General features: G+C 47.8%; 22 protein-coding genes. 2 read left to right on the top strand and 20 right to left on the bottom strand.

All coding sequences use genetic code 11. From position 1 onward, the window contains the following. Position 1 precedes the first annotated feature (1 nt). Positions 2–1,150 (bottom strand): glucose-1-phosphate adenylyltransferase, encoded by a 1,149-nt coding sequence (locus ERX35_RS02310; protein ID WP_149458285.1) that lies wholly within the window; start codon positions 1,148–1,150, stop codon positions 2–4. 1 nt (position 1,151) lies between these two features. Beyond that, positions 1,152–3,101: a 1,4-alpha-glucan branching protein GlgB gene (gene glgB / locus ERX35_RS02305; protein ID WP_149458284.1), complete on the bottom strand. Its 1,950-nt coding sequence runs from the start codon at positions 3,099–3,101 to the stop codon at positions 1,152–1,154. 231 nt (positions 3,102–3,332) lie between these two features. Between glgB and pulA the strand changes: the two genes are divergently transcribed. Together pulA and ERX35_RS02295 are read left to right on the top strand one after the other, a co-directional pair. After that, positions 3,333–5,393 (top strand): type I pullulanase, encoded by a 2,061-nt coding sequence (gene pulA, locus ERX35_RS02300; protein WP_149458283.1) that lies wholly within the window; start codon positions 3,333–3,335, stop codon positions 5,391–5,393. A 20-nt stretch (positions 5,394–5,413) separates the two neighbouring features. Continuing rightward, positions 5,414–7,063, top strand: a complete 1,650-nt coding sequence (locus tag ERX35_RS02295; RefSeq protein ID WP_149458282.1) for a phospho-sugar mutase — start codon at positions 5,414–5,416, stop codon at positions 7,061–7,063. 56 nt (positions 7,064–7,119) lie between these two features. On the opposite strand, the gene ERX35_RS02290 is transcribed toward ERX35_RS02295, so the two are convergent. The 18 genes from ERX35_RS02290 to ERX35_RS02205 all read right to left on the bottom strand — a co-directional run bounded on the left by ERX35_RS02290 (position 7,120) and on the right by ERX35_RS02205 (position 26,064). Next, entirely contained in the window at positions 7,120–7,842 is a 723-nt protein-coding gene (locus tag ERX35_RS02290; protein ID WP_149458281.1) for a hypothetical protein, read from the bottom strand. A gap of 58 nt (positions 7,843–7,900) precedes the next feature. Further along, the gene (gene pyrE / locus ERX35_RS02285) at positions 7,901–8,509 is read right to left on the bottom strand and encodes an orotate phosphoribosyltransferase (RefSeq protein WP_149458353.1); all 609 of its coding nucleotides are present in this window, start codon (positions 8,507–8,509) and stop codon (positions 7,901–7,903) included. After that, positions 8,506–9,204, bottom strand: a complete 699-nt coding sequence (gene pyrF / locus ERX35_RS02280; RefSeq protein WP_149458280.1) for an orotidine-5'-phosphate decarboxylase — start codon at positions 9,202–9,204, stop codon at positions 8,506–8,508. The genes pyrE and pyrF overlap by 4 nt, the downstream gene beginning before the upstream one ends. Then, on the bottom strand, positions 9,201–10,121 hold the full coding sequence (locus ERX35_RS02275) for a dihydroorotate dehydrogenase (protein ID WP_149458279.1): 921 nt from the start codon (positions 10,119–10,121) through the stop codon (positions 9,201–9,203). Before ERX35_RS02275 ends, pyrF begins: the two co-directional genes overlap by 4 nt. Next, positions 10,118–10,882 (bottom strand): dihydroorotate dehydrogenase electron transfer subunit, encoded by a 765-nt coding sequence (locus ERX35_RS02270; protein ID WP_211359967.1) that lies wholly within the window; start codon positions 10,880–10,882, stop codon positions 10,118–10,120. The genes ERX35_RS02275 and ERX35_RS02270 overlap by 4 nt, the downstream gene beginning before the upstream one ends. Positions 10,883–10,887: 5 nt before the next feature. After that, positions 10,888–14,061: a carbamoyl-phosphate synthase large subunit gene (gene carB, locus ERX35_RS02265; protein WP_149458278.1), complete on the bottom strand. Its 3,174-nt coding sequence runs from the start codon at positions 14,059–14,061 to the stop codon at positions 10,888–10,890. Next, positions 14,054–15,148: a carbamoyl phosphate synthase small subunit gene (locus tag ERX35_RS02260; RefSeq protein WP_149458277.1), complete on the bottom strand. Its 1,095-nt coding sequence runs from the start codon at positions 15,146–15,148 to the stop codon at positions 14,054–14,056. The genes carB and ERX35_RS02260 overlap by 8 nt, the downstream gene beginning before the upstream one ends. Next, positions 15,141–16,421 (bottom strand): dihydroorotase, encoded by a 1,281-nt coding sequence (locus tag ERX35_RS02255; RefSeq protein WP_149458276.1) that lies wholly within the window; start codon positions 16,419–16,421, stop codon positions 15,141–15,143. The genes ERX35_RS02260 and ERX35_RS02255 overlap by 8 nt, the downstream gene beginning before the upstream one ends. 12 nt (positions 16,422–16,433) lie before the next feature. After that, entirely contained in the window at positions 16,434–17,303 is an 870-nt protein-coding gene (locus ERX35_RS02250; protein WP_149458275.1) for an aspartate carbamoyltransferase catalytic subunit, read from the bottom strand. Positions 17,304–17,314: 11 nt separating this feature from the next. Continuing rightward, positions 17,315–18,631 (bottom strand): uracil-xanthine permease family protein, encoded by a 1,317-nt coding sequence (locus tag ERX35_RS02245; protein WP_149458274.1) that lies wholly within the window; start codon positions 18,629–18,631, stop codon positions 17,315–17,317. Between the two features lie 103 nt (positions 18,632–18,734). Then, a complete protein-coding gene (pyrR, locus tag ERX35_RS02240) occupies positions 18,735–19,259 on the bottom strand; it encodes a bifunctional pyr operon transcriptional regulator/uracil phosphoribosyltransferase PyrR (protein ID WP_149458273.1) in 525 nt (174 codons plus the stop codon). Between the two features lie 150 nt (positions 19,260–19,409). Next, entirely contained in the window at positions 19,410–20,315 is a 906-nt protein-coding gene (locus ERX35_RS02235) for an RluA family pseudouridine synthase (RefSeq protein WP_149458272.1), read from the bottom strand. Then, the gene (gene lspA / locus ERX35_RS02230) at positions 20,302–20,793 is read right to left on the bottom strand and encodes a signal peptidase II (protein ID WP_149458271.1); all 492 of its coding nucleotides are present in this window, start codon (positions 20,791–20,793) and stop codon (positions 20,302–20,304) included. Before lspA ends, ERX35_RS02235 begins: the two co-directional genes overlap by 14 nt. Before the next feature lie 138 nt (positions 20,794–20,931). Next, positions 20,932–23,661, bottom strand: a complete 2,730-nt coding sequence (gene ileS, locus ERX35_RS02225; RefSeq protein ID WP_149458270.1) for an isoleucine--tRNA ligase — start codon at positions 23,659–23,661, stop codon at positions 20,932–20,934. Positions 23,662–23,885: 224 nt separating this feature from the next. Beyond that, positions 23,886–24,404, bottom strand: a complete 519-nt coding sequence (locus tag ERX35_RS02220; RefSeq protein ID WP_149458269.1) for a DivIVA domain-containing protein — start codon at positions 24,402–24,404, stop codon at positions 23,886–23,888. Positions 24,405–24,416: 12 nt separating this feature from the next. Beyond that, the gene (locus ERX35_RS02215) at positions 24,417–25,190 is read right to left on the bottom strand and encodes a YlmH family RNA-binding protein (RefSeq protein WP_149458268.1); all 774 of its coding nucleotides are present in this window, start codon (positions 25,188–25,190) and stop codon (positions 24,417–24,419) included. Between the two features lie 68 nt (positions 25,191–25,258). Next, entirely contained in the window at positions 25,259–25,552 is a 294-nt protein-coding gene (locus ERX35_RS02210) for a YggT family protein (RefSeq protein WP_149458267.1), read from the bottom strand. Positions 25,553–25,560: 8 nt separating this feature from the next. Then, positions 25,561–26,064: a cell division protein SepF gene (locus ERX35_RS02205; RefSeq protein ID WP_149458266.1), complete on the bottom strand. Its 504-nt coding sequence runs from the start codon at positions 26,062–26,064 to the stop codon at positions 25,561–25,563. Positions 26,065–26,069: the final 5 nt, after the last annotated feature.

Here is a 26,069-nt window from a genome sequence, read left to right as displayed (position 1 = left end):
TTTATTTACCTCCACTCATAAAATCATTAATATTTTCAGGACCCACGACAATCGGCTCCTCTGCTGTCGACCCATCCACGACAGCATGGTCAGGAATAGTGAGGCCTTCCATGATGATCGCTTTGTTGATTACTGCCTGTTTACCGATGACCGCTCTCGGGTGAATGATGGATTCTGTAATTTTAGCACCTTCTTCAACTGTCACTTCACTAAACAATACAGAGCGCGTGACTTCACCGAAGATGAAAGAACCCGGGCAGACAAGAGAATTCGTAATATTTGCTGTGCGGCCGATGAACTGCGGCGGCAGATTCGCTTCATGAGAATAAGTCGGCCACGTTTTGCTGTTCAGCAGCTCAGCTAAGTCTTCTTCCAGCAGATCCATATTCGCCTCCCAGTATGACTGGATAGTACCGACGTCTTTCCAGTAACCATCGAAGCGATAGGCATACAGGCGTTTATCATCAGCGAGCATTTTCGGAATGATGTCATTGCCGAAGTCATGCTCTGAAGTCGTATCCTGCTCATCTTTCAGCAAGTACTCACGGAGCACTTTCCAGTTGAAAATATAAATGCCCATAGAGGCCAGATTGTTTTTCGGCTCTTTCGGCTTCTCGTCAAACTCATAAATCTTTAAGTCGTCTTCTGTGTTCAAAATACCGAAACGTGACGCCTCTTCAATCGGCACTTCGATGACAGAGATCGTCGCATCGGACTGCTGTTCTTTATGGAAATCAAGCATCGCCTGATAGTCCATCTGATAAATATGGTCACCTGACAAAATCAGCAAGTATTCCGGGTCATACTGGTCGATGAAGTGAATATTTTTCGTGATCGCATCTGCTGTGCCTTCGAACCATGAAGCACCTGTCTGATTGGCGAACGGTGCGAGCACTGTGACGCCGCCGTCCTGCTTATCCAGTCCCCAAGGTTTTCCCATACCGATATGGCGGTTTAGCATTAACGGCGCATATTGCACGAGTACGCCGACCGTACTGATATCTGAATTAGATAAATTGCTCAGCGTGAAATCGATGATCCGATATTTACCGCCGAACGGCACTGCAGGCTTAGCGATCTCCTTTGTCAGCTGTCCTAATCGTGTTCCTTTACCGCCTGCCAACAACATTCCAACTACTTCTGTGCTCATCTTATATTCCTCCAGCAATAAGTTTATTTTTTGGTGTTTCCTCGAGCTTCTGATAAATCGCCATGCCAAACGGCGGAAGCTTCGTTTTAATACTATTATTATACCCATTTACGGCTGCTTTATCTGAATAGAGTATATCTTCCACTACTTGATTGGAGCCGCCGTATTCCTCACGGTCAGAATTGAAGATTTCCTGGTAGCTCCCGGCAGCGGGTACGCCGAGCACATAATCATAATGAACCTCGCCGGTGAAATTCAGGACGATGACCAGCTGCCGTCCACTCTTACTTGTTCTTACATAGCTGATAATCGACTGTTCAGCATTATCAACGTCTATCCAGCTGAACCCTTCCGGCTCATAATCCAGCTCATAAAGTTCAGGATACTGCGTATAGAGATGATTCAGCGCCTTCACATAAGTCTGCATCTTATGGTGGATTGGATAGTCGAGGATGAACCAGTCCACCTGCTCTTTATCTTTCCATTCAGAGTACAGGCCCAGTTCGCTTCCCATAAAGAGCAGCTTTTTACCTGGATAAGTCATTGTATAGCCGTATAAAGCCCGGAGATTGGCGAATTTCTGCCACTGGTCACCCGGCATCTTATCCAGCATAGACCGTTTACCATGGACGACTTCATCATGGGAAAACGGCAGTACATAATTCTCATTATAACGGTACATCATCGGAAATGTTAAATGTTGATGATGATGGCGCCGTTCACTCTGTTCCAGTTCAAAGTAATCAAGCGTATCATGCATAAATCCGAGATCCCATTTGAAGTTGAAGCCAAGACCGCCTTGATCGACGGGCGCTGTCACCATCGGTATGTCGGAGGAATCTTCAGCCATCACAAGAGCCTCAGGATGGTAGTCAAAAATAACTGTGTTCAGCTTGCGGATGAAAGCAACCGCTTCTTTATGTTCACTCGTGCCTTCTTCATTAAAGATTTTCTCTTCAGGCGTATGATTTTCAAAGTTCAGATCGGTCATACTGTGGACCGCGTCCACTCTCAGGCCGTCCAGATGAAATTCCTGGAGCCAGAAGTTGGCATTGGAGATGAGAAAACTCTGCACTTCATTGCGCCCGAAATCAAAGGTTAGTGTCCCCCATCCTTTCTTATCCGCTCGTTTCGGGTCGCTGTATTCATACAGCGGTGCACCGTCAAACTGCCTTAAGCCGTGGGCGTCCTTACAGAAATGAGCCGGCACCCAGTCCATGAGCACGCCGATACCCGCCTGGTGACAGCAGTCCACTAAATATTTGAAGTCATCCGGTGTACCGAAGCGCGATGTCGGTGCATAGTAGCCGGTCACCTGATAACCCCAGGACAAGTCAAATGGATGCTCCGTCAGCGGCAGAAACTCAACATGTGTATAGCCCATCTCTTTGACGTATGGTACAAGCGCTTCCGCCATCTCGCGGTATGAATAATAAGTGGCATCTGTATAGCTGTCGACAGTCATATCAGCTGTCCATTCAACGTCATGCTTTTTCCAAGTCCCGGGATGCACCTCATAAATATTGATGGCACTAGTATACGGATTGCCTTTGCTCTTAGAAGTCATCCAGTCGTCATCATGCCACTCATAAGTGGACGGCTTCGTGATAACCGACGCTGTTCTCGGCCTGACTTCAGCATATCTGCCGTAAGGGTCCGCCTTAAGCAGTGTGCCCTGGTCAGTATGAATTGCATATTTGTAGGTGACTGCCGGCTCGATACTGAAGCTTCCGCTCCACAGTCCCTGCTCATTAATCCGCTCGAGTTCATAGCCTTCACCGGTCCAGCTGTTGCTGTCTGTCGCAACTGCGACGGCCCGGGCGTTAGGCGCCCATACAGTGAACGTCGTCATCTGCTGCTCAGAATAATAATGCGCACCTAAAAACTGATAAGCCTCATAGTGAGTGCCCTGATGAAATAAATATTGGTCTAACTCAGAAACTTCCTGCATATCATCATTCCTTCCCGTACACTAAGTCGTGCGCATGTATAGTCATATATACCCTTAATTATTATGCATAAAAGCTATTTTATGCTTCATTTATCATTGTACTTGTAATTAATCACGAAGTATAACATTTAACAGATAGAATATTCATTTTATTTAGAGAATAAAGGAATACTGATAGCATTGCACGCGCTGTCAGTTTATAATTTAACTAGTCTGCAGAGGAGGCAAAATATGACTTATGTCGGCTATATTGATCATTTCACTGAAATCAATCTGCCATATCATTCGGTAGATCAGCCTGATCAGTATTTTCATGATGCTGTCATCAGCTGTGAAGGGATAACCCTTCCTGTTAAATATAGCTGTCAGCATGAAAATGTATTTACTTTTACTACTGCTCAGTCCATCGCCTTGAACGCCTCGTGGTGGCTTGAGTTTCAACAGGAGAAATATCCGCTCCATATCGGACAGATAGTCAGGACAGCAGCGTTTGATGAGAAGTTCCAGCAGCCAGGAACAGCTTATGGTGCCATTTATCATCCGGAGGCGACGACCTTCACCTTATGGTCGCCGGTTGCGGCCTCAGCCGATGTCATTATCGGCGAACGTGTTTATCCAATGACTTATGAGGATGGCAACTGGACCGTGACGCTGCACGGTGATTTTCATCTTGCTGAATATTTATTCGGCGTCGTCACAAATCACGAATACAGCCGCATGGTCGATCCATACGCGAAAGGACTGGCTCTGAATGCAGTGTCAGGCGTCGTCGTCAATCCGGAAGTTGAACCGGACGGCTTCAGCAGTCATACTGTCCCGGCTATCAAGCAGGAGGAAAGCATTATTTATGAAGTGCATGTCCGTGACTTTTCCATGCACCCGAACAGTGGTATTCCGGAGCATCAGCGCGGAAAATTCAGCGCGATGATTGAAGCCGGAACAACGACTGCGGACGGCTTCAGCACAGGACTCGATTACATCGCGGCACTCGGAGTCACTCACGTTGAACTGCTGCCTATCAATGATTTCGCCCGGGTCGATGATGTTAAATTTACAGCTAATTATAACTGGGGTTATGACCCTGTGCATTTCCAGACACCGGACGGCAGCTTTTCCGAGGCACCCGGGCAGCCGGAACAACGGCTGCTTGAACTCAAGCAGCTTATCATGACTTATCACGGACACGGGATGGGCATTATTTTTGATGTAGTGTTCAATCATGTCTTTGACAGACTGACCTCCTCATTTGAGAAGCTCGTCCCCGGTTATTACTTCAGATACTTCGATGATCTTTCAATCAGCAACGGAACAGGTGTCGGTAATGACTTTGCGAGTGAGCGTGTGATGGCCCGCAAGTTTATCATCGATTCCCTGCTCTACTATGCTGACTACTATAAAGTAGACGGCTTCCGTTTCGATTTAATGGGCGCCATTGATGTGGAGACGATGAAGACAGTTGACGAAGCGCTGCACGAAAGACACCCGAACATCATGCTGCTCGGTGAAGGATGGAACTTAAACACAGCGTTAGCAGACGAGCAGAAAACAGTTCCTGCCAATGGCCATCTCGTACCTCATATTCATTTCTTTAATGACTTCTTCAGAGATACACTGAAGGGCAATAACTTTGACATCGAAGATACAGGTTATATGAACGGCTTCGGCAAATATAATGACCGGATGTATAATCTGTTCACCGGAAAGTATGATGATATGCACGTGCAGCAGACTATCAATTACAGCGAAGTGCACGATAACCATACGTTATATGACCGTATATATTACTCAGTCGACCGTCCGGATGAGGACAAGCTGCTGCTTCATCAGATGACGACTATTTTCACTCTGCTGAGCCAGGGGGTGCCGTTCATCCATGCAGGCCAGGAGTTCTTCCGGACAAAGTATGGTCACGGTAACACGTATAATCTCGGTGACTATATGAATCGCCTGAACTGGAGCAGACGTCAGCGTTATGACAAGGAGATAGCAGTGTTCAAAAAAGCGGTAGCCCTCAAGAAGGACTTTACCGTGTTCCGGATGACAGATTACCAGGACATCACATCAAAAATCATCAGCTTTGCCTGTCCACCGCCGGTATTCGGTGCCCGGCTGCTTGATACATCATGTGAATTCATTGTCATGTTCAACCCGACACCTGAATCTTATACGATTGAACTGCCGCATGCAGGGGTATTTGATATGGTGTTAAGTACGACTCAATCGTCAGCGACGCAGTCATACTGCTATGCACTGGAACCTTTTGAGAGCGTTATTTTAAAGCACGTCTATTAATCAATAAGGAGATGTTTTACATGCCTGCTAGACAACAATGGGAAACTCAATTACAGCACAGTCTGATCACTGAAGAGCAGTATCATCAACTGTCCGAGGAAGAGAAAGAGGAAAGTTTCAGCGCAGACCTTGCCTTCGGTACTGCCGGTATCCGAGGGAAGATTGGTCTTGGACCGAACCGTCTGAACCGCTTCACCGTCCGCAAAGTGGCTCATGGTTTAAGCCGCTATTTAAATGAAATGACTCAGCACGCAACAGTCGTCATTGCTTATGACACCCGCCATCTATCTAAGGAGTTCTGTGATGAGATTGCGGCTGTCCTCGGGACAAACGGCATCACAGCCTATATATTCAAGCGCTATCATACAACGCCTGAACTATCATACGCCGTCCGCTACCTGCAGGCGGATGCCGGTGTCATGATCACGGCGAGCCATAACCCGCCTGACTATAACGGGATTAAAATTTATGGACCAGATGGCGGTCAGATGGCACTGGAAGGTTCGCAGAAAGTCAGCGGCTATATTGATGGAATTGACGATGAACTGACTATTCCCGTCAAACCTTTAGCGCAGTTAAAGGCAGACGGCCTTGTGAAACAGGCGCATACTGATGTTATTGAAAGCTATAAGCAGGAAGTCATCGACTTGATCCAGGATATTCCGCAGTCAGACTTAAAGGTTGTCTTCTCAAGTCTTCACGGGACAAGCGTACCGATTATACCGGAACTACTGGAATCACTGAATTTCAGCAATTTCAAGCTGGTCACTGCGCAGTGTAAGCCGGATCCGGACTTCTCAAGCGTCGCCTCAGCAAATCCGGAAGATCACGCGGCATTCGATCTGGCCGTTGAGCTGGCTCGGGAAGAAAATGCCGACCTGCTCATTGCAACAGACCCGGATGCAGACCGTATGGGCGTTGTCGCAAAAGTCGGTGATGACTTCCATTACTTCAACGGCAACCAGCTCGGAAGTCTTCTTCTCAATTACCGCATTGAACAGACAAAAGGTATTAAAAACCGTGCCGCCGTCAAATCCATCGTGACCAGTGAACTCGGCAAAGTCATTGCAGAGAAAAACGATGTCAAAATGTTCGATGTACTGACAGGATTCAAATTCATCGCCGAGAAAATCGCCGAGTTCGAACGCACAGAGGACTATCACTATATATTCGGCTATGAGGAAAGCTACGGCTATATGGCAAGCCCGTTTGTCCGCGATAAAGATGCCGTGCAGATCGTGCCGCTCATCATTAAATTAGCCAGCGAGCTGAAGAATGACGGCAAGACCATCGTCGATAAGATGAACGATATTTATAGCACTTACGGCCATTACCAGGAGAAACTGTTCGCCCATACATTTGAAGGTCAAAGTGGCAGACAGAAAATCCAGGATATTATGACAAAAGCAAGACAGGAGTCACCTGTTTCTATTGCCGGTCTGAAAGTCACAGCCATAGAAGACTACGCAGCGCAGCTCCGGAAAGACGAACACGGCGAGACCGCGATTCATCTGCCGAAAGCTGATGTGCTGAAGTTCTTCTTTGAGGACGGCTGGATTGCACTGCGGCCATCAGGCACTGAACCAAAGATTAAATTATATGTGTCACTTATCACCGACGATATTGATGAACTGGCGGAAAAAATCAATGCTGAGTTCTTCGGCGCATAAACCGGTTTCATAATAGAAGAGTCCAGGATAACAATGTCCTGGACTCTTCTTATTATTTAATTTTTGGCACTCAGTGAACTAATCCCCTCTAAAAATCTAGTCCACGGAATATGTTCGGCAAGCGCCATATAGATGACAATCAATACGATGAACATCAGATTGAGCTTAAAGACGTCGATATCAAAGTGATGCTTCTCATTGTAAGTCGTGAACAATCTCATAGGTATGCTCATGATGATCAAAAACGAGATGATCTCAAGCTCATGAATGAACGGCAGAGCGAGAAGATTGAAGATTACCTGCACAGCACCGATAAAGCTGACAATCGAGAAATAACTGATCGTATCGACGAATACTTTATAGATGGTGTTCATCCGGTTAATTGACAGCAGCTGGATGAAAAAGGTGAACAGAATCAGTGCGATGGTGAACAGCCCCTGCAGCATCATGTTGACAGTGCCGTGCTGCCAGTTGAAGTGCCCGCCCGCTGTAGCGCCGACGAAAAAAAGCACGACTAAGTAAAGCAGGAAATTCAATGCCGCAAATATAAAATATCTGCTGCTGCGTTCGTCTCCGACAATGATGTGCGGTTTGGACAACGCATAAAAGACATAAGTGATGAACGTTTCAATCTTATAGTCGAACTGCTTGACCGGTTTTATGACTTGCGCATGTAATGTACTGCGTCCGTCATTCTTTGATGGTATTTGCCGCTTAATGGTCGTTGTTTCATTTCTGTTTTTAATGAATGAGTTAATATGATTCCATCTGTTCCCCATAAGTCACCTCAATAGTTTAGCCCGTTTATTGTAGTATACAGTAAACGGGCTGAAAATATTACAGATTATTTCTGAAGTCAGTGACTGTCTCGATATCTTTTTGGTTCAGTTTGTTCATGGCTGCCGCCTCTTCCACCAGTGTATCAAAGTCGGTCAAGGTGGAATAAGGATAACCGGCTGCAGTAAGCTTGTCCCTGCCTTTTTGCAGCTGGTAGCTGAAAATAGCGACAATGCCTAACACATCGGCGCCATGTGCTTTCAGGGCGTCACATGCATCAATAGCAGACCCACCCGTTGAGATCAAATCTTCAACGACGACGACTTTCTGTCCAGCCTCCACTTTCCCTTCAATCTGGTTGCCTTTACCGTGCTTTTTACTGGAAGAACGCACGTAGCTCATCGGCAGCTGCATCCGTTCAGAGACAAATGCAGCATGTGGAATACCTGCTGTTGCAGTCCCCGCGATGACTTCCACTTCCGGATAGTGCTGTTTGATCAGTGTCACTAAGCCGTCCGCCACTTCACCGCGTACTTCAGGATAAGACATCGTCAGGCGGTTATCGCAGTAAATCGGGCTTTTAATGCCGGATGCCCATGTATAAGGTTCTTCCGGGCTGAAGGCGACTGCTCCGATTGTTAATAAATGACGTGCTATTTCTTGTTTCAGCATTCTGTTCCCCACGCTTTCTTGATTATTTGATACTTGGCCACTGGATCAGCATCCTGTGTGATGGCGCGGCCGACGACAATATGAGTCGACCCGTTCTGACGGGCGTACTCCGGTGTTGCGACCCGTACTTGGTCACCGACAGCATCTTCCGCAGTTCTGATGCCGGGCGTGACTTTCAAAAATGATGTTCCAAGCTTATCTGTAATGATGCGGCTCTCATGGGCTGAGCAGACAATACCGTCAAGACCTGCTTGCTGTGCTGTTTCTGCATAGTGAAGAATGCTGTCGTTCATCGATACCTGTATGAGCTGCTCGCGCTGCATCTGTTCTTCAGATGTACTTGTGAGCTGGGTCACGGCGATAAGCGCGGCCTCACTGCCTGCAGCACGCAGACCATCAAGTGCTGCCGTCATCATGGTGCACCCTCCTGCGGCATGGACATTGGTCATCTGGATGTCCAGCCCGCCAAGACCGTACATCGCCTGTTTCACCGTGTTCGGAATATCATGCAGCTTAAGATCGAGAAAGATCTCATGTTCCATCGCTCTAATTTCCTTGATCAAAGCAGGACCATTTTGTAAATACAGCTCCATCCCGACTTTAACGAACAGTGCTTCATCAAATGGTGCCAGAAAGTCAGTGACTTCCGTCATATTTTTAAAATCCAGTGCGATAATCGGCTTGGTCATCATGATAAACCTAACGCACGCAACGTGCGCCCTTTCAGTTCGTGAATATGGTTGACACCTAAAGCATCAAGTTTTGACGGGAGTGCTTCAATAATGTCCCGGCAGACAGTCGGGTTCTGGAAGTTTGCTGTACCGACTGCTACGGCATCAGCGCCGACTGAAATGTAATCAATGACGTCTTCTGCATCAGTCACACCGCCCATGGCGATAATAGGAATGTCCAGGTGCTGACGTACTTCATACACCATACGCATCGCGACAGGTTTGATCGCTGGACCGCTTAATCCGCCGACAACATTCGCGATGATCGGTTTTCCTGTCTTATGGTCAATGCGCAGGCCGACTAATGTATTGATCATAGTCAGTCCGTCGCAATAAGGTGCCACGGCTTTTGCCATGTCAACAATATTCGTGACGTTCGGCGACAGCTTGACGTAGACCGGCACAGCCGACACTTCCTGGACCATGCTTGTCAGGCGTGCCGCAGTCTCCGGATCTGTACCGAACTGGATGCCGCCTTCCTTGACATTCGGACAGGAAATATTCAGTTCCAGCGCATGGACGTTCGGTGCTGTTGAAATGCTTCCGGCCACATCCACATAGTCCTCCACTTTAGACCCGGCAACGTTTGCGATAATCGGCACATCAAACTGCTCGAGCCATTTGAGTTCATGCGCCATAATATGGTCGACGCCCGGATTCTGCAGACCGATCGCGTTGATCATACCGCTTGACGTTTCGGCGACGCGCGGTGTCGGGTTGCCGAAACGCTGCTCTTTTGTCGCCGCTTTGATCATAATGGCACCGAGCTGATTGAGGTCCATAAAGCGCGCATATTCCTGTCCGAACGCAAAGCAGCCGGAAGCGGGCATCACAGGATTTTTCAGGCTGAGCCCCGGCAATTCCACAGTTAATCTCATAGTACAAGCGCTCCTTTCTCAAATACAGGGCCATCTGAGCAGATTTTCACATAACCATGGCTGTTGTCTGCCTGACAGACACACGCATAGCACGCTCCGATGCCGCAGCCCATCCGCTCTTCAAGGGACATAAAGCCAGGTGTATCAGGCAGTGCCGCTTCAATCGCTTTAATCATGACGATCGGTCCGCATGTATAGAACGTGTCATACACCACAGGCAGTGCTTTAATGACGTCCGTCACAAACCCACGTGTGCCGTAACTGCCGTCAACTGTCGCGATATGTGTTTCGCCCAGTGCACTGAATGCATCCATATAGAACATATCTGCTTCAGACTGGAACCCGAGCACATGAATCGTCTTGATTCCACGCGCGTTCAGCTGCTTGGACAGTTCGTAGAGCGGTGGCACACCGATGCCGCCGCCGATCAGCAGCGCACATTTCTTTGCGGCTGTTACCGGGAAACCGTTGCCGAGCGGTGCGATAATATCAATGACGTCACCCGGCCGTGCTGCTGACAGGGCAAGCGTCCCTTTTCCTTCCGCCCGGTACAGACATGTCAATGTTTCTTCTTCGGCATTGACATTGCAGATGGAAATCGGGCGTCTGAGCATAAACTCATTGGAGCTGCCGACACGAATATGGACGAACTGCCCGGGTGTCTTCATGTTTCTTGTAATCGTACCGTGCATCACCAGCTCAAAAATATTGCGGGCAATCGGCCGTTGACTGACGACTGTCATTTTTTCCTGCATGGTTATTCCCCCTACATCTGATTCATACTGAATGTCATGCTCTCGATGACTCCAATCAATGCTCTCGCTGTATCAAGAGACGTTAAACAAGGTACACCGTTATCGACTGATTCACGTCTGATCTGGAAGCCGTCACGTTCAAAAAGTTTACCTTTAGTCATTGTATTGATGACAATCTGGACGTGCCCGTCTTTAATGACGTCAAGCAGATTTAACTCTTGCCCGATTTTGCTGACTTCCACGACTGGAATATTGTGTGCCTTGAGCACTGCGGCGGTTCCTGTTGTCGCCATCATGCGGTAACCGACGCTATGCAGACGTTTAGCCAGTTCAAGCGCTTCTTCTTTGTCTTTGTCAGCTACAGTAATGAGCGCTGTTCCGTGATCTTTCACCTGCAGACCGCTTGCCACAAGCCCTTTATACAGTGCTTTCTCAAGTGTCATGTCTTTGCCCATGACTTCTCCTGTTGACTTCATCTCCGGCCCGAGCGTGATGTCGACGTTCTTCAGCTTGCTGAAACTGAACACCGGTGCTTTCACGAAGACGCCTTCCTTGAACGGAATCAGTCCTTCGCTGTAGCCTTTTGTCGTGAGCTTCTCACCTAAAATAGCTTTCATCGCAAGGTTTGCCATCGGTACTTCTGTGATTTTGCTTAAGAACGGTACTGTACGGCTTGAACGCGGGTTCACTTCAAGGACATACACTTCATTGTCTGCGATAACAAACTGGATGTTGAGCAGACCGACAATTTCAAGTCCGTGAGCGAGGCGTGTTGTATAGTCTGCCAGCACTTCAATCTGTTCTTCAGTCAGACTTTGCGGCGGGTAGACGGCGATAGAGTCACCGGAATGGACGCCCGCACGTTCGATATGCTCCATAATCCCTGGAATGACTACTGTCTCACCATCACAGATGGCATCCACTTCAATCTCTTTTCCTGTCAAATATCTGTCGATTAAGACCGGGTGCTCAGGGCTTGCTTTAACAGCCTGCGTCATGTAGTTAGTCAGTTCCTGTTTATCGTATACAATTTCCATGGCACGGCCGCCGAGGACGTATGACGGGCGGACGAGCACCGGATAACCGATAAAGTCTGCATTAGCGACTGCTTCTTCTACAGATGTTGCTGTTTTACCTAATGGCTGAGGGATGCTGATGGTCTGCATCAAGGCTTCAAACTCTTTACGGTCTTCAGCACGGTCCAAGTTCTCAAGGCTTGTTCCCAGCACCTGCACACCGTATTTAGACAGCTTCTCTGCCAAGTTAATCGCCGTCTGGCCGCCGAACTGCACGACGACACCTTCCGGCTGCTCAAGGTTGATGATGTTCATGACATCTTCTTCAGTAAGCGGCTCAAAATACAGTTTGTCCGAGATGGAGAAGTCGGTTGATACGGTTTCAGGGTTGTTGTTGATGATGATCGCTTCGTAACCCATCTCACGGATCGCCCATACAGCATGTACGGTCGCATAGTCGAATTCAACCCCTTGCCCGATGCGAATCGGTCCGGAACCGAGAACGACGATTTTCTTTTTATCTGAGACGATGGATTCATTCTCAGTCTCGTACGTGCCGTAGAAATACGGGGTCGATGATTCGAACTCTGAGGCACAAGTGTCCACCATTTTATAGACAGGAAGAATGTGATGCTGATGACGCAGATTATAAACGTCACGCTCAGTCATCTGCCATCTATGGGCGATGACACGGTCACTGAAGCCGTATTTCTTCGCCCAGATCAAGCGGTCGATATCGCCCGGATGTTCTTTCAGGTCATGCTCGATGTCGATGATATGCTGCATTTTGTTCAGGAAGAACAGATCAATCTTCGTCAGCTCATGAATCTGTTCCGGTGTCACGCCGCGTCTTAATGCTTCACCGATGAAGAACAGACGCTCGTCGTCCTGTGCTTTAATGCGCGCTTCGATGAAGTCAAGGTCGAACTGCTCGCCGTTCGGCAGACCGAGGTGATGGACACCATATTCAAGGGAACGGATTGCTTTCAGCAGAGATTCTTCATAAGTACGGCCGATCGCCATTACTTCTCCTGTTGCTTTCATCTGAGTGCCGAGTACACGTTCACCTTTTTCGAATTTATCGAACGGAAAACGCGGTATTTTTGACACGACATAGTCCAGTGCCGGTTCAAAGGCTGCGTAACTTGTGCCGGTCACCGGATTCAGCATCTCATCAAGTGTCAGCCCGACTGCAATTTTAGCAGCGAGTTTCGCGATCGGATAGCCGGTCGCTTTAGAAGCAAGTGCTGATGAACGCGATACACGCGGATTGACTTCAATGATGTAATAATTGAATGAATGCGGGTCAAGCGCAAGCTGAACGTTACAGCCGCCTTCAATTTTCAGTGCCCGGATGATTTTCAGGGAGACATCGCGGAGCATATGATATTCACGGTCAGATAATGTCTGGCTTGGTGCTACAACGATTGAGTCACCCGTATGAATACCGACCGGGTCAATGTTTTCCATGTTGCAGACGACGATCGCGTTGTCATTTGAGTCGCGCATCACTTCATACTCAATCTCCTTGAAGCCGGCGATAGATTTTTCGATCAGACATTGAGTCACAGGAGAGTACTTCAGCCCGTTAGTGACGATCTCAATCAGTTCTTTCTCATGATGGCAAATACCGCCGCCGGTGCCGCCCATTGTGAATGCCGGACGGACGATGACCGGATAGCCGATAGCATTGGCGAAGTTGACGGCCCCCTGGACATCATTGACGATATCACTTTCAGGAACTGGTTCACCGAGTTCATTCATCAGGCTGCGGAATAAATCACGGTCTTCCGCCTGTTCAATAGAAGAGAGCTTCGTGCCGAGCAGCGTCACATTGTTCTCCTCAAGAATCCCCGCTTCATGCAGCTGCACAGCCATATTCAGTCCCGTCTGACCGCCGAGCGTCGGCAGCAGCGCATCCGGCTGTTCCTTACGGATAATACGTGCGACAAAGTCAAGCGTAAGCGGCTCGATGTACACTTTGTCCGCAATCTCAGTATCTGTCATAATCGTCGCAGGATTTGAGTTCACGAGAATAACGCGGTACCCTTCTTCTCTTAACGCAAGACACGCCTGTGTTCCTGCATAGTCAAACTCTGCGGCCTGGCCGATGATGATCGGGCCTGAACCAATTACAAGTATAGTATTGATATCGTCGCGTTTAGGCATTTAGGACACTCCCTTTGTTTTCTGTCATCAATGTGATAAAGTCATCAAATAAGTAGTTCGGATCATGCGGGCCAGGAGACGCCTCCGGATGATACTGGACGGAGAACGCCGGCAGCGATACATGTCTTAACCCTTCCACCGTACCGTCGTTCAAGGCTGTATGTGTAATTTCAAGCGCTGTGTTTCTGACGGAAGCTGGATCTACTGCGTAGCCGTGATTTTGTGAAGTGATCTCAATTCTGCCGGTCGCCAAGTTTTTAACCGGATGGTTGGCACCGCGGTGACCGAACTTCATCTTGAACGTCTCTGCACCGCATGCAAGTGCAAACAGCTGGTGGCCGAGACAAATACCGAAGAATGGAATATGGCCGAGAATTCCTTTGATCATATTGATCCCCGCTTCAACGTCCTGCGGATTGCCGGGACCGTTTGACAGCATGACACCATCCGGCCGCAGACGAAGGATTTCCTCTGCCGTCGTATTATAAGGCATGACTGTGACATCACAGCCGCGCAGATTCAGTTCACGGACGATGTTCTCTTTCTTGCCGAAGTCAATCAGCACGACTCTTAAGTCGTTTCCAGTCGATACATATGCTGTCTTTGTTGACACTTGTGCCACTTCATCGGTCGGGAAGATTGCTGTTTTCAGCGCTTCAATCGCTGCAGCAATGTTGTCTTCGTCGTTGACAAATGCTGCTTTCAGCACACCGTGCTCACGGATTTTTCTTGTCAGCTGACGCGTATCAATGCCATCAATCCCAGGAATATCATAAGAAGTCAGCGTCTCGTCAAGCGATGCCATATTTCTGAAGTTACTTGGCAGCTCACATGCCTCACGGACGACCATCCCTTTTAATGTCGGAGTCAACGTTTCGAAATCATCTCTATTGATGCCGTAGTTGCCGATCAATGGATAAGTGAACGTAATGATCTGACCGGTGTACGACGGGTCGGATAATGTTTCCTGATAGCCGGTCATGGCTGTATTGAACACGATTTCACCTGTAATCTCTTTGTCGCTGCCGAACCGGTAGCCTTTGAATATTGTGCCGTCTTCTAATACTAGAAATCTTTGTTTACGCATGCTGTTCCTCCTGATAAGCGATTTTTCCTTCTACTAAAGTCAATGTGACATTGCCGAATACTTTCTCACCGATAAACGGGGTGTTGCTGCTTTTAGACAGAAAATCTTCCGCCTTGATTTCATAGCAGTCGTCCAGATTGATCACTGTGATGTCTGCGGGTTCACCAACTGCAAGCCTACCGTACGGCAGCTGGAAGACGTCACTTGGTTTTGTCGTCATATAGCTGACAAGCTGTTCCAGAGTCCAGTCCCCATTTTTGACGAAATGTGTATAGAGCAGCGGGAATGCCGTTTCGCTGCCGACAATACCGAATGGTGCCTTAGCCATCGGCTGTGCCTTCTCGTCCGCTGCATGCGGTGCATGGTCTGTCGCAATAAAGTCAATCGTACCGTCCAGCAGCGCTGCGATTAATGCCGCCTGGTCATCGTGACCTCTCAGCGGTGGATTCATCTTCAAAATCGCATCATCTTCAGTGATGGCTGTCTCATTTAATAATAAGTGGTGCGGCGTCACTTCAGCGGTCACTTTAATACCGGCACGCTTTGCGTCGCGGATCACTCGGACACTTTCTTTTGAAGATACATGGCAGACATGATAATGACAGCCTGCTGCCTCAGCGAGCAGGACGTCACGTGCAATCTGCACGGCCTCACAGATAGCCGGAATGCCTGGAATGCCGAGCTTCCTAGAGACTTCACCTTCATGCATAGCGCCGCCGTAAATGAGTGAATTGTCTTCACAGTGCGCAACAATTGCCATATCAAGCTTCGCTGCCTGCTGCATCGCTTCGTACATGACGCTCGCCGTCTGTACCCCGACCCCGTCATCAGTGAAAGCAAAAGCGCCGTGTTCTTTCAGCGCTTTGAAGTCTACGAGCTGCTCGCCCAGCTGCCGCTCTGTAATGGACGCATAAGGCAGAACTCTGACAGCTGCGTTTCTTCTGATAGAGGCATTCAGACGTTCTAAATGGTCGACTGTATCCGGCACAGGTCTTGTGTTCGGCATCGGGCAGACGGTTGTAAAACCGCCGCGTGCCGCTGCTTTTGTCCCTGTTTCAATCGTCTCTTTATGCTCACCGCCCGGTTCTCTCAAATGGACATGGACATCAATGAATCCTGCAGAGACAAACTGGCCGTTCAAATCGATGATGTCGCTGTTGTAAACATTCAGGCGTTCGCCTATTTCACTCACTCTGCCTGCTTCAATCCGAATATCGCGGGTGACAAGTTCACCGTTTTCAAGTATTTTACCGTTCCGTAGCAATGTCGCCATTATATCCACTCCTTAGTTATCAAGAATATGACTCAATATACTCATGCGTGTGTAAACACCGTTTTCCATCTGTTTGAAGATCCGTGATTTATCCGCTTCGACAAGCGCACTGTCAATCTCAACACCGCGGTTGACCGGCGCAGGATGCATGACAATCGCTCCGTCTTTCAGCTGATTGTAGCGCGTGGTTGTCAGGCCGTATCGTGAATGGTAATCAGCCTCTTCAAACGACTGACCATCTGCATGGCGCTCATGCTGCACGCGCAGCAGCATGCAGACATCAATGTCCCCGATGACATCATCGATTGCGACGTAAGCGGCATCCAGTGTATAGTCCTGCCAGTGCTCAGGTGCTGCGAACTGGACATGTGCGCCGAGTTTCGTCAGTGCCGTGTAATTGCTTCTTGCGACACGCGAGTTAATAATATCGCCGCAGATCAGCACTTTTAAATCTTTGAACGTGCCGTATTCCTCGTAGATCGTCATCAAATCCAGCAAGCACTGGGAAGGATGCTGACCGCTACCGTCCCCGCCGTTCACGACCGGAATATTCAGCACTTCAAGCTGGTCGTAGTATGCATTATCGGGGTGTCTGATGACGAGTACATCAACTCCGATGCTTTCAAGCGTCTTACATGTATCGTACAGGCTCTCGCCTTTTGTCACTGAAGAAGTGCTTGTCTCAAACGGAATGACATCGAGTCCTAAGCGGCGTTCCGCCATTTCGAAGGAGCATTTTGTCCGCGTTGAATTCTCAAAAAATAGATTGGCAGCATATCCTGAGTAGTGTGCTTTTTTCCCCTGTTTAAATGCTAATGCCCGTTCAATGACAGCCATCATTTGTTCCGGCGTCAACTCATTAATTGAATGCAGATGTTTCATCGTCTGCCTCCTTATTCGTAATCTTCATGAACTTTTGCTTCAGGCAGGATGAGATTCAGCAGTATGCCGGCCAGTGCAGCAAGTGCCATCCCTTCGATATTCAGATGGATATCCTGAATCGTCAGGTCAATATGCGCTTTACCGATGCCGAGCACTAAAATGACAGAGGCGATGATCAAGTTACGCTTATCGCCGAAATCTACTTTTGATTCCACCAGCATGCGCAGTCCGCTTGCTGCGATGATCCCGAACAAGAGAATAGATACGCCGCCCATGACCGGCGTCGGGATACTGGATACAAGCGCTGTAAACTTACCGACGAAGCCTAAGATCAAGGCCAGCACTGCGGCACCGCCGATAACCCATACACTGTAAATTCTTGTGATGGCAAGAACTCCGATGTTCTCACCGTAAGTCGTGCTCGGCGGGCCGCCGATGATGGAAGATACCATCGTTGACACACCGTCACCGATCAAGCTTCGATGAAGACCCGGGTTTTTGAAGAAGTTTCTTCCTACAATTTTGTTGATGACGACCTGATGGCCGATATGCTCGCTGACTGTGACAAGGACGATCGGCAGCATGATTAAAATCAGCATCCAGTCAAATGTCGGCTGGTAATCTCTGAACGGCATGTAGATGTCCGGCAGCTGCAGCCATTTGGCTTTACTGATTCCTGTGAAATCAACTACGCCAAGTGCGACTGCTGTAATATAGCCGAAGATGATACCCATCAGCACCGGAATAATCGAGAAGAAGCCTTTCGCGAATATATTGAAGGCAACAACTGTCAGCGTTGTCACCGCAGCGATGATTAAGTACTGACCGCTGTAACCTGTCATCTGTGCGCTGTCTTTATACATCGCCATGTTGACAGCAACAGGCGCAAGGCCGAGACCGATGACCATAATGACGGGTCCGACAACAACCGGCGGCAGCAGTTTCAAGAGCCACTCTGTGCCGGTGAGCTTAATCATCAGACCGATGATGACATAGAACACACCTGACATGAAGAGCGCCATCAGCATCTCACCTAGGTCATGCGTCTTCAGTCCGACGATGATCGGCGTGATGAAAGCGAAGCTTGAACCGAGATAAGCAGGAATCATCCCTTTTGTAATCAGCAGATAAAGCAGTGTCCCAAGACCAGATGCAATCAGTGCCGCTGACACCGGGAGTCCTGTCAAATAAGGGACAAGTACAGTCGCACCGAACATCGCGAACAAGTGCTGTGAACTCAGCAGCAGCCATTCCCGTGCTCTTGGTTTGTCATGAACATCGTAGACCGGTTCCACCGTGCGTTCGTATATTTCTTCGTTAATCGTCATTTTTTCTTCTCCTTATCAAAAAAAGTCTCTTTGCGTATGCAAAGAGACTTAAGTTTTTCACTTAATGGCCCTTTGCCGGTATCTCGTACCGATTTAAAAGGATTTATTTAATATAAACTTGTGTTTTCTCATCAACTTCATCAAGCATCACAACAATCTCTTCAGTGAGGGCCGTCGGAATGTTCTTACCGATGAAGTCCGCCCGGATCGGCAGCTCACGGTGCCCGCGGTCGACCAGCGTCGCAAGGCTGATGCGCTTCGGCCGCACTTGATCAAGGATTGCATCCAGTGATGCTCTGACGGTGCGTCCCGTGTAAAGCACATCATCGACGATGACGACATGCTTATTGTTCAAGTCAGCCTGGATTTCATAAGCCGTTACCTCCACTGCATGACGGTCATCAATATCATCACGGTATGCGGTCACATCGAGCACACCTGTCGGCACGATGACACCTTCAATCTTCTCGATTTTCTGCTGGATGCGGTTCGCGAGGTAGACACCACGCGTCCGGATGCCGAGCAAAGCAAGGTCAGCCGTCCCTTTGTTGTTCTCCAGAATTTCATGGGCAATCCGTGTCAATGTTCTGTCGATTGCTTTATCATCAAGAATGACTCGTTTTTCCATATTAACCTCCTAAAAAACCTCACGTCTAATAGACGTGAGGTTTTGCCCGCTCAACGCCTTTTAAGCCTCTCTGGACTTAGTTAAAAGCAACGTGATTAAGTTATATACATAGTAACATACTGACGACCATTGTCAAACAACATTCTAAAACTATTTGCGTAGTTTACGGATCAGCTCTTCAAAATAGTCAGGCAGCGGAGCCGTACGCTCGATATACTCGCCCGTCACTGGATGCTCAAAGCCGATGACTCCTGCGTGCAGCGCCTGCCCGCCGATATCAAGTGTCTTTTTAGGGCCGTATTTCGGGTCTCCTGCGAGTGGAAAGCCGATATGCTTCATATGGACACGGATCTGATGCGTACGTCCTGTTTCCAGCTGACATTCAACGAGTGAGAACTTATCAAATGTTTCCAGCACGTTGAAATGTGTCACCGCCTCTTTGCCGTTATCCTGCACGGACATTTCCTGACGGTCTTTCGGATTGCGTCCGATCGGTGCGTCAATCGTGCCGAATTCATGAGGAATGATGCCATGAACGAGCGCCGTGTACTTCCGCGTGACGGTTTTACTGACCAGCTGATCTACGAGACCGCGGTGTGCGATATCATTTTTTGCGACCATCAGCAGTCCTGATGTATCTTTATCGATACGGTGCACAATTCCCGGACGGATCTCCCCGTTAATGCCTGACAAGTCTTTAATCGCATACATCAGACCATTGACCAGCGTGCCGTTCGGATGTCCCGGTGCCGGATGCACAACCATCCCTTTTGGTTTATAGACAACCGCCACATCTTTATCTTCATAATAGATTTCAATGCCTAAATCCTCAGCGACTAAATCGACTTCTTCCACCGGTTTCTCTGTCACGATGATCTCATCGTTCAATCTCAGCTTATAGTTCGCTTTCACCACTTTACCGTTCACCTGGACAAGTTCATTTTTAATCCAGTCCTGGATCTGGTTGCGCGACCAGTCAGCATTCATATCTGTTAAATATTTATCGATACGCTGACCCACTTCTTCTTCCAGTATTTCAAAATTAAATGTCTGCATTCTTTTTCTCCTTATTTTCATTCACTAATATTTCATAGAGCAGTATGATGACACCAATCGTCAAACATGAATCTGCGATGTTAAAAATCGGGAAGTCATAGTTGATGATCTTCGTATCGATGAAATCCACGACGCTTCCTCTGAACAGGCGGTCGATGAAATTGCCGACTGCTCCGGCGAAGACGAGTGTCAGACCAAGCTGCATCAACGGCTTATTGACAGCATCCTTCCGGTAGAAGTAGAGAATCATCAGCAGCACAAAAATAGTGATGATGAAGAAGAAAATCCTCTGATTCTGCAGCATGCCCCAGGCAGCGCCGTAATTCCTGTGAGACGTAATTTCCAGTATATCGCCGATCACCGGGACAGAGTCACCGACTGCCAGCGTTTTAACGATAATCCATTTTGCAAGTTGATCCATAGCAACCAAGAACATACCGAGAGGAATCATTAGTGCCAGGTTGTATTTTTTAGTCATGTCCTCACTCCAATCTTTCCTATTTTATCACATTTCGCAGTAATCGTCTTGATTTTTAAGTTGACATAATTATATTCTATTAACTTATATAAAAAAATAACAACCATCCATGGATGGTTGTTATTCACTACTTCTGTATTAGCCGGCCTGCAGCACGCTCTGACAGCGCGGGCATAGTTTTTCATCGTTGAGCTCTGTTGTATAGTTCCAGCAGCGCTCACATTTCTCTCCGTCTGCTTTCGCTACCGCAACATTTAAGAAGTCATAGTCCTTACCTGCTTGATCAGCAGTAAGTTCTGCCTGTGACGTGATGAACAGCTGGTTTAAGTTGTCAAACGACTCAAGCAGCGCCTTATCTTCAGCATTGTCAGTGAAGATCTGCACTTTCGCTTCCAGTGACTTACCGATGACTTTCTCATGACGCGCATCTTCTAATGCTTTCAGCACATCATCGCGCAGCTCAAGGAATCTCTCCCACTTCTCAACTAACGCAGTATCGACTTCTGTTGTTTCCGGCATATTTGTTAAATGCACGCTCTCTTCTGTGACATGAGGGGTATGGCTCCATACTTCTTCTGCTGTATGCGGGAGAACAGGTGCCAGTAACCGAATCAAGGAAGTCAGCACTTCATAAATAACGGTCTGCATGCTGCGGCGGACGTGTGCATGCCGGCCTTCGATATAAAGAATATCTTTGCCGTAATCGAGATAGAAATTACTCAGTTCAACGTTGATGAAGTTCTGCAGCTCCTGATAGATGAATAAGTAGTCATGATTCTCAAAATGACCATGTGCCTGGTTGACAAAGGCATAAAGGCGGTTCAGCATATACTGATCGACTTCTGTTAAGTCGTCATAAGCCACCGCATCTGTCTCGGGATTGAAGTCTGCCACATTACCGAGCAGGAAGCGGAATGTGTTACGGATTTTACGGTACACTTCTGACACCTGCTTCAGGATGTCGTCAGAAATACGGACGTCTGCCAAGTAATCGACTGACATCACCCAGAGACGGATGATATCTGCACCCATCTGTTTGACGACTTTCTCAGGTAAGATCGTGTTACCGAGTGACTTACTCATCTTACGGCCTTCTCCGTCCATGACAAAGCCATGGGACAGGAGTTTTTTGTAAGGTGATTTCCCGCGTGTCGCTACCGCTGTCGTGATGGATGAGTTGAACCAGCCGCGATACTGGTCAGACCCTTCAAAGTACAGGTCTGCCGGGAATGAGAGTTCCGGACGTGCTTCCAGTACACCGCGGTGCGATGATCCTGAATCAAACCAGACGTCCATGATATCCGTCTCTTTTGTGAACTCACCGTTCGGGCTGCCGCTATGTGTATAGCCTTCCGGCAGCAAGTCTTTCGATTCTCTTTCATACCACACATTCGAGCCGAACTGTTCAAATAACTGTGCGACATGCTCAATCGTTGCTTCTTCCATGATGATGTCGCCGTTCTCCGCATAGAATACCGGCAGCGGCACGCCCCATGCACGCTGACGGGAGATGACCCAGTCGCCGCGGTCACGGATCATATTGTAAATACGTGTTTTACCCCAGTCCACTTTAAACGCTGTCTCATCAATCGCGTCCAGTATATCCTGGCGGACTTTGTTGATGGATGCGAACCACTGCGGTGTCGCACGGAAAATAACTGGTTTCTTTGTACGCCAGTCATGCGGATATGAGTGCGTGAAGAATTCAAGTTTCAACAGTGCGCCGACTTCTGTCAGCTTCTCTGTGATCAGCTTGTTCGCTTTATCATAGTAGACACCTGCGAATTCGCCCGCTTCCTCAGTGAACACCCCTTTATCATCTACAGGTGAGATGACAGGAAGATCATATTTCTGACCGACGATAAAGTCATCTTCCCCGTGCCCAGGTGCAGTATGCACACAGCCGGTACCGGCATCAGTCGTTACGTGGTCCCCTAAAATAATGAGTGACTCACGGTCAAGGAACGGATGCTGCGCTGTAATATGTTCAAGTGCCTCGCCTTTAAATGTCTTGTCGATCGTTACACTGTCTTTGTCCCAGCCTACTGCGTCACAAACATTGTCAAGCAGTACTTGAGCGACGATGAATGATTCTCCTGCGACATTCACCTGTACATAATCAAGCGCCGGATTAAGAGCGATTGCTACGTTCGCAGGTAATGTCCACGGCGTCGTTGTCCAGATGACGAACTTCACATCGTTGTCGACAAGACCTTTACCATCTTTCGTCTTAAATGCGACATAGATTGATGGTGATACTTTGTCTTGGTACTCGATCTCTGCTTCAGCTAGTGATGATTCACTGGACGGAGACCAGTAGACCGGTTTTTTCCCTTTATAGATATAGCCTTTTTTCGCCATGTCGCCGAACAGACGAATCTGCTCCGCCTCAAACTTCTCCTGCAGCGTGATGTATGGCTTCTGCCAGTCCGCATTGACACCGAGACGTTTGAAATCTGCTTTCTGCAGGTCGACCTGCTCTAATGCGAACTGCTTGCACAGCTCACGGAACTCAGCGACAGACATCTCCTTGCGGTTGACTCCTTTTTTGGTCAGTGCCTGTTCAATCGGCAGACCATGCGTATCCCAGCCGGGAACAAACGGTGAGTTGAAGCCGGTCATCGCTTTATAACGGGTAATGAAGTCTTTGATGATTTTATTTAGGGCATGACCCATATGGATCTGTCCGTTTGCATACGGCGGGCCGTCATGCAGAATATAGTTCGGTTTTCCGGCATTTTTCTCTAAAATTTTATGATATAAATCCTGCTCATCCCACTGCGCCTGAATCTCAGGCTCTTTGTTCGGCAGACCGCCGCGCATCGGAAAAGCAGTTTTCGGCATCAGCAATGTGTCTTTATATTCCATTTGATCATCTCCATTTTCTAAATATAAAAAAAGAACGCTAAACTTTGTATCAAGGACGAATTGCTCCGCGGTACCACCTTGTTTAACTCAAGTTTAGAGTTCTCTTAGTTCATGATTGAATTAATCAGCAGAGTGATATATCCATAGAGCGGCAGGCTGATCTCCCACTGTCATCAGCTCGCTTGACTGCCATTATGCTATAGAACGGTTCTGCTATTTAACTATTACTCTGATTCTACATCATTTAACTGCGATTGTTCAATAGGTTTTGTTTCCAAATCGTAATTTAATAAGTAATCCCAGTCCTCATTCTTCAGCAGATCAAGCTGCGCTTCTACAAGCATACGGAACCGTGCACGGAAAATTTTTGACTGGCGCTTCATGTCTTCTGTCTGAAAACTGATTTCGCGGGCTTTCTGCATCGCATCATTGACAATCTGATCGGCATGGTTCTGCGCATCTTTAATGATGACGTCAGCCTGCATGCCTGCTGCAGCTTTAATTTCATCGCCGGCGCGCTGTGCAACGACAAGCGCCTCACCGATTGTATTTTCAACCGCGCGGAATCGGCTGATGTTTTCATCTTTATCGTCAATCATGCGCTGCAGCATCGCTTTTTCTTCACGCTGCCGTTCCAGTTCATCACTCAGTTCACGCAAGTAATCTCTTACTTCGTTTTCATTCAATCCTTTATGGACGATATTGAACTGCTTCATTTCGATGTCTGAAGGAGAATAATTCATTGTGTTCACCTCTTAATTAAATAATGTCTCTATCGTTAGTCTGATTTTGTCTTTTTTCGTCCGGTCTCCGATATGCGTGACTTTCGCTCTGCCGAATCCTTTGATGGATAATAAGTCGTGTTCTTCCACTGTGAAACTCGTCTTAGTGATCACGGTATGATTCACTTTAACATGTTCGCCGTCTATGAGTTTCTGGGCGACCGCCCGTGACTTCTTTGTGAGCTGCTGGATGACATTGTCGAGCCTTAAACTGGAGACCGTCGTCTGCAGCTGCGTATAAGCCTCCACCGGTTCAATGAAGTCACTGAACGGGACGGCCCGCAAAGTGACGGCGGCTTTCTTGATGCGTGTCAATTCGAGTATCATAAAAGATTCAAAATGTTTCGTCAAAACGAACTGGATGTGATGCCCGACTCTGATATCACCGAGCTGCTCCCGTTTAATGCCGGTCTGCATCAGCGAGCCGAGTAAATTGCGGTGCGTCAGCGTGACAAATTTGTCCGGATAATTCACTTCAAGCAGTGTCAGCTGAAAGTCCTCCTCCTCCGGAACAAAGTAGTCCGGACTGATGATGGCCCGGCAGCGTTCAGCCTGGGCATCACCGCCGAACGTATGAACATGAAGGCCGGCAAACTGCTTGACGACGACAGTTAAAATATACTGTTCGCGGGGATCAAGAAAAGGCGTCAATACCGGTGCATAGCTTGAATCTGCGCGCTCACAGAACTGCATCATCGCTTTGACTGTCTCCTGTTCTTCGTATCTGAAATGCTGTAGTAGATTCATGCGCTTCTCCTTATGCTACAAAAAAATAATCCCATTAAACTGAGATTATTCGTCATCGCTCATTCAAATTAATACAGATGAGGTAGTACAAACTGGTAATAAATAGCTATAACGCCGTTTCTGAATAAGTTGAACACCACTAACGCGACAATGGCTGACAGATCAAACATGCCGACCGGCGGAATATAGCGTCTGAACAGTTCTAAGTAAGGCTCGACGATTCGTGCCAGTATTCTGCCGAATGCGGATTGCTGCGCACCTGGAATCCACGACATAAAGAAATAGACAATCATGGCATAGAAATAAACTTGCAGCAAAAACAATATAAAGTTAAAAATGGGTATGACGATATCCTGGGACATTTTTTCTCCTATCTTTCTTCCATGTTTTCAGGGGCATCCAGCATCTCTGTGATACTTCCTGCAACTTCTACATTGTCAGGTGTGCACAGAAAAATATCCTGGCCGATGCGCTGAATGTCGCCGCCGATAGCATATACTGTTCCACTCAGAAAATCAATGATTCTTTTAGCAGAGATTTTATCGATGCGCTGCAGATTGACAAGCGTCGCCCGACGATTCTTAAGTTCGTCCGCAATATCCTGCGTATCTGAAAACACACGGGGCTCAAACAGACACATTTTCGAGCTGCTCTGCACATCCTGCTTTATATTGACAACGTTCGGTTTAGTCACCACTTTGTTCTCCGTCGGCTTAAATGCTTTTCTTGGTTCACCCTGCACCACTTTCTTCTGGACGACCTTCTGCTCTTCTTTCAGCCGCGCTTCGCGTGTATCTTCACTGCTGTATATCTCATTATCATTGTCTTCATCTTCAACGACGAAGAATCCTTTAAATACATCTTTAATCGCCATAGTGT

It is taken from the genome of Macrococcus equipercicus (genome assembly GCF_004359525.2).
GTDB classification, from domain to species: Bacteria; Bacillota; Bacilli; order Staphylococcales; family Staphylococcaceae; genus Macrococcus; species Macrococcus equipercicus.
Note: the sequence above shows the minus strand (reverse complement) of the source record. Positions and strands in the feature narration are given on the sequence as shown.

Bases quoted from the DNA above. Each gene is read 5' to 3' on its own strand.
- ERX35_RS02275 (WP_149458279.1), bottom strand. From the start codon at position 10,121: ATGAGATTAACTGTGGAATTGCCGGGGCTCAGCCTGAAAAATCCTGTG.
- lspA (WP_149458271.1), bottom strand. From the start codon at position 20,793: ATGACTAAAAAATACAACCTGGCACTAATGATTCCTCTCGGTATGTTC.
- ERX35_RS02205 (WP_149458266.1), bottom strand. From the start codon at position 26,064: ATGGCGATTAAAGATGTATTTAAAGGATTCTTCGTCGTTGAAGATGAA.
- ERX35_RS02220 (WP_149458269.1), bottom strand. From the start codon at position 24,404: ATGAATTATTCTCCTTCAGACATCGAAATGAAGCAGTTCAATATCGTC.
- ileS (WP_149458270.1), bottom strand. From the start codon at position 23,661: ATGGAATATAAAGACACATTGCTGATGCCGAAAACTGCTTTTCCGATG.
- ERX35_RS02310 (WP_149458285.1), bottom strand. From the start codon at position 1,150: ATGAGCACAGAAGTAGTTGGAATGTTGTTGGCAGGCGGTAAAGGAACA.
- carB (WP_149458278.1), bottom strand. From the start codon at position 14,061: ATGCCTAAACGCGACGATATCAATACTATACTTGTAATTGGTTCAGGC.
- pyrF (WP_149458280.1), bottom strand. From the start codon at position 9,204: ATGATGACCAAGCCGATTATCGCACTGGATTTTAAAAATATGACGGAA.
- ERX35_RS02290 (WP_149458281.1), bottom strand. From the start codon at position 7,842: ATGGGGAACAGATGGAATCATATTAACTCATTCATTAAAAACAGAAAT.
- ERX35_RS02260 (WP_149458277.1), bottom strand. From the start codon at position 15,148: ATGCGTAAACAAAGATTTCTAGTATTAGAAGACGGCACAATATTCAAA.
- ERX35_RS02235 (WP_149458272.1), bottom strand. From the start codon at position 20,315: ATGCAGACATTTAATTTTGAAATACTGGAAGAAGAAGTGGGTCAGCGT.
- ERX35_RS02250 (WP_149458275.1), bottom strand. From the start codon at position 17,303: ATGAAACATCTGCATTCAATTAATGAGTTGACGCCGGAACAAATGATG.
- ERX35_RS02255 (WP_149458276.1), bottom strand. From the start codon at position 16,421: ATGGCGACATTGCTACGGAACGGTAAAATACTTGAAAACGGTGAACTT.
- pyrR (WP_149458273.1), bottom strand. From the start codon at position 19,259: ATGGAAAAACGAGTCATTCTTGATGATAAAGCAATCGACAGAACATTG.
- pulA (WP_149458283.1), top strand. From the start codon at position 3,333: ATGACTTATGTCGGCTATATTGATCATTTCACTGAAATCAATCTGCCA.
- ERX35_RS02245 (WP_149458274.1), bottom strand. From the start codon at position 18,631: ATGACGATTAACGAAGAAATATACGAACGCACGGTGGAACCGGTCTAC.
- ERX35_RS02210 (WP_149458267.1), bottom strand. From the start codon at position 25,552: ATGTCCCAGGATATCGTCATACCCATTTTTAACTTTATATTGTTTTTG.
- ERX35_RS02215 (WP_149458268.1), bottom strand. From the start codon at position 25,190: ATGAATCTACTACAGCATTTCAGATACGAAGAACAGGAGACAGTCAAA.
- ERX35_RS02295 (WP_149458282.1), top strand. From the start codon at position 5,414: ATGCCTGCTAGACAACAATGGGAAACTCAATTACAGCACAGTCTGATC.
- glgB (WP_149458284.1), bottom strand. From the start codon at position 3,101: ATGCAGGAAGTTTCTGAGTTAGACCAATATTTATTTCATCAGGGCACT.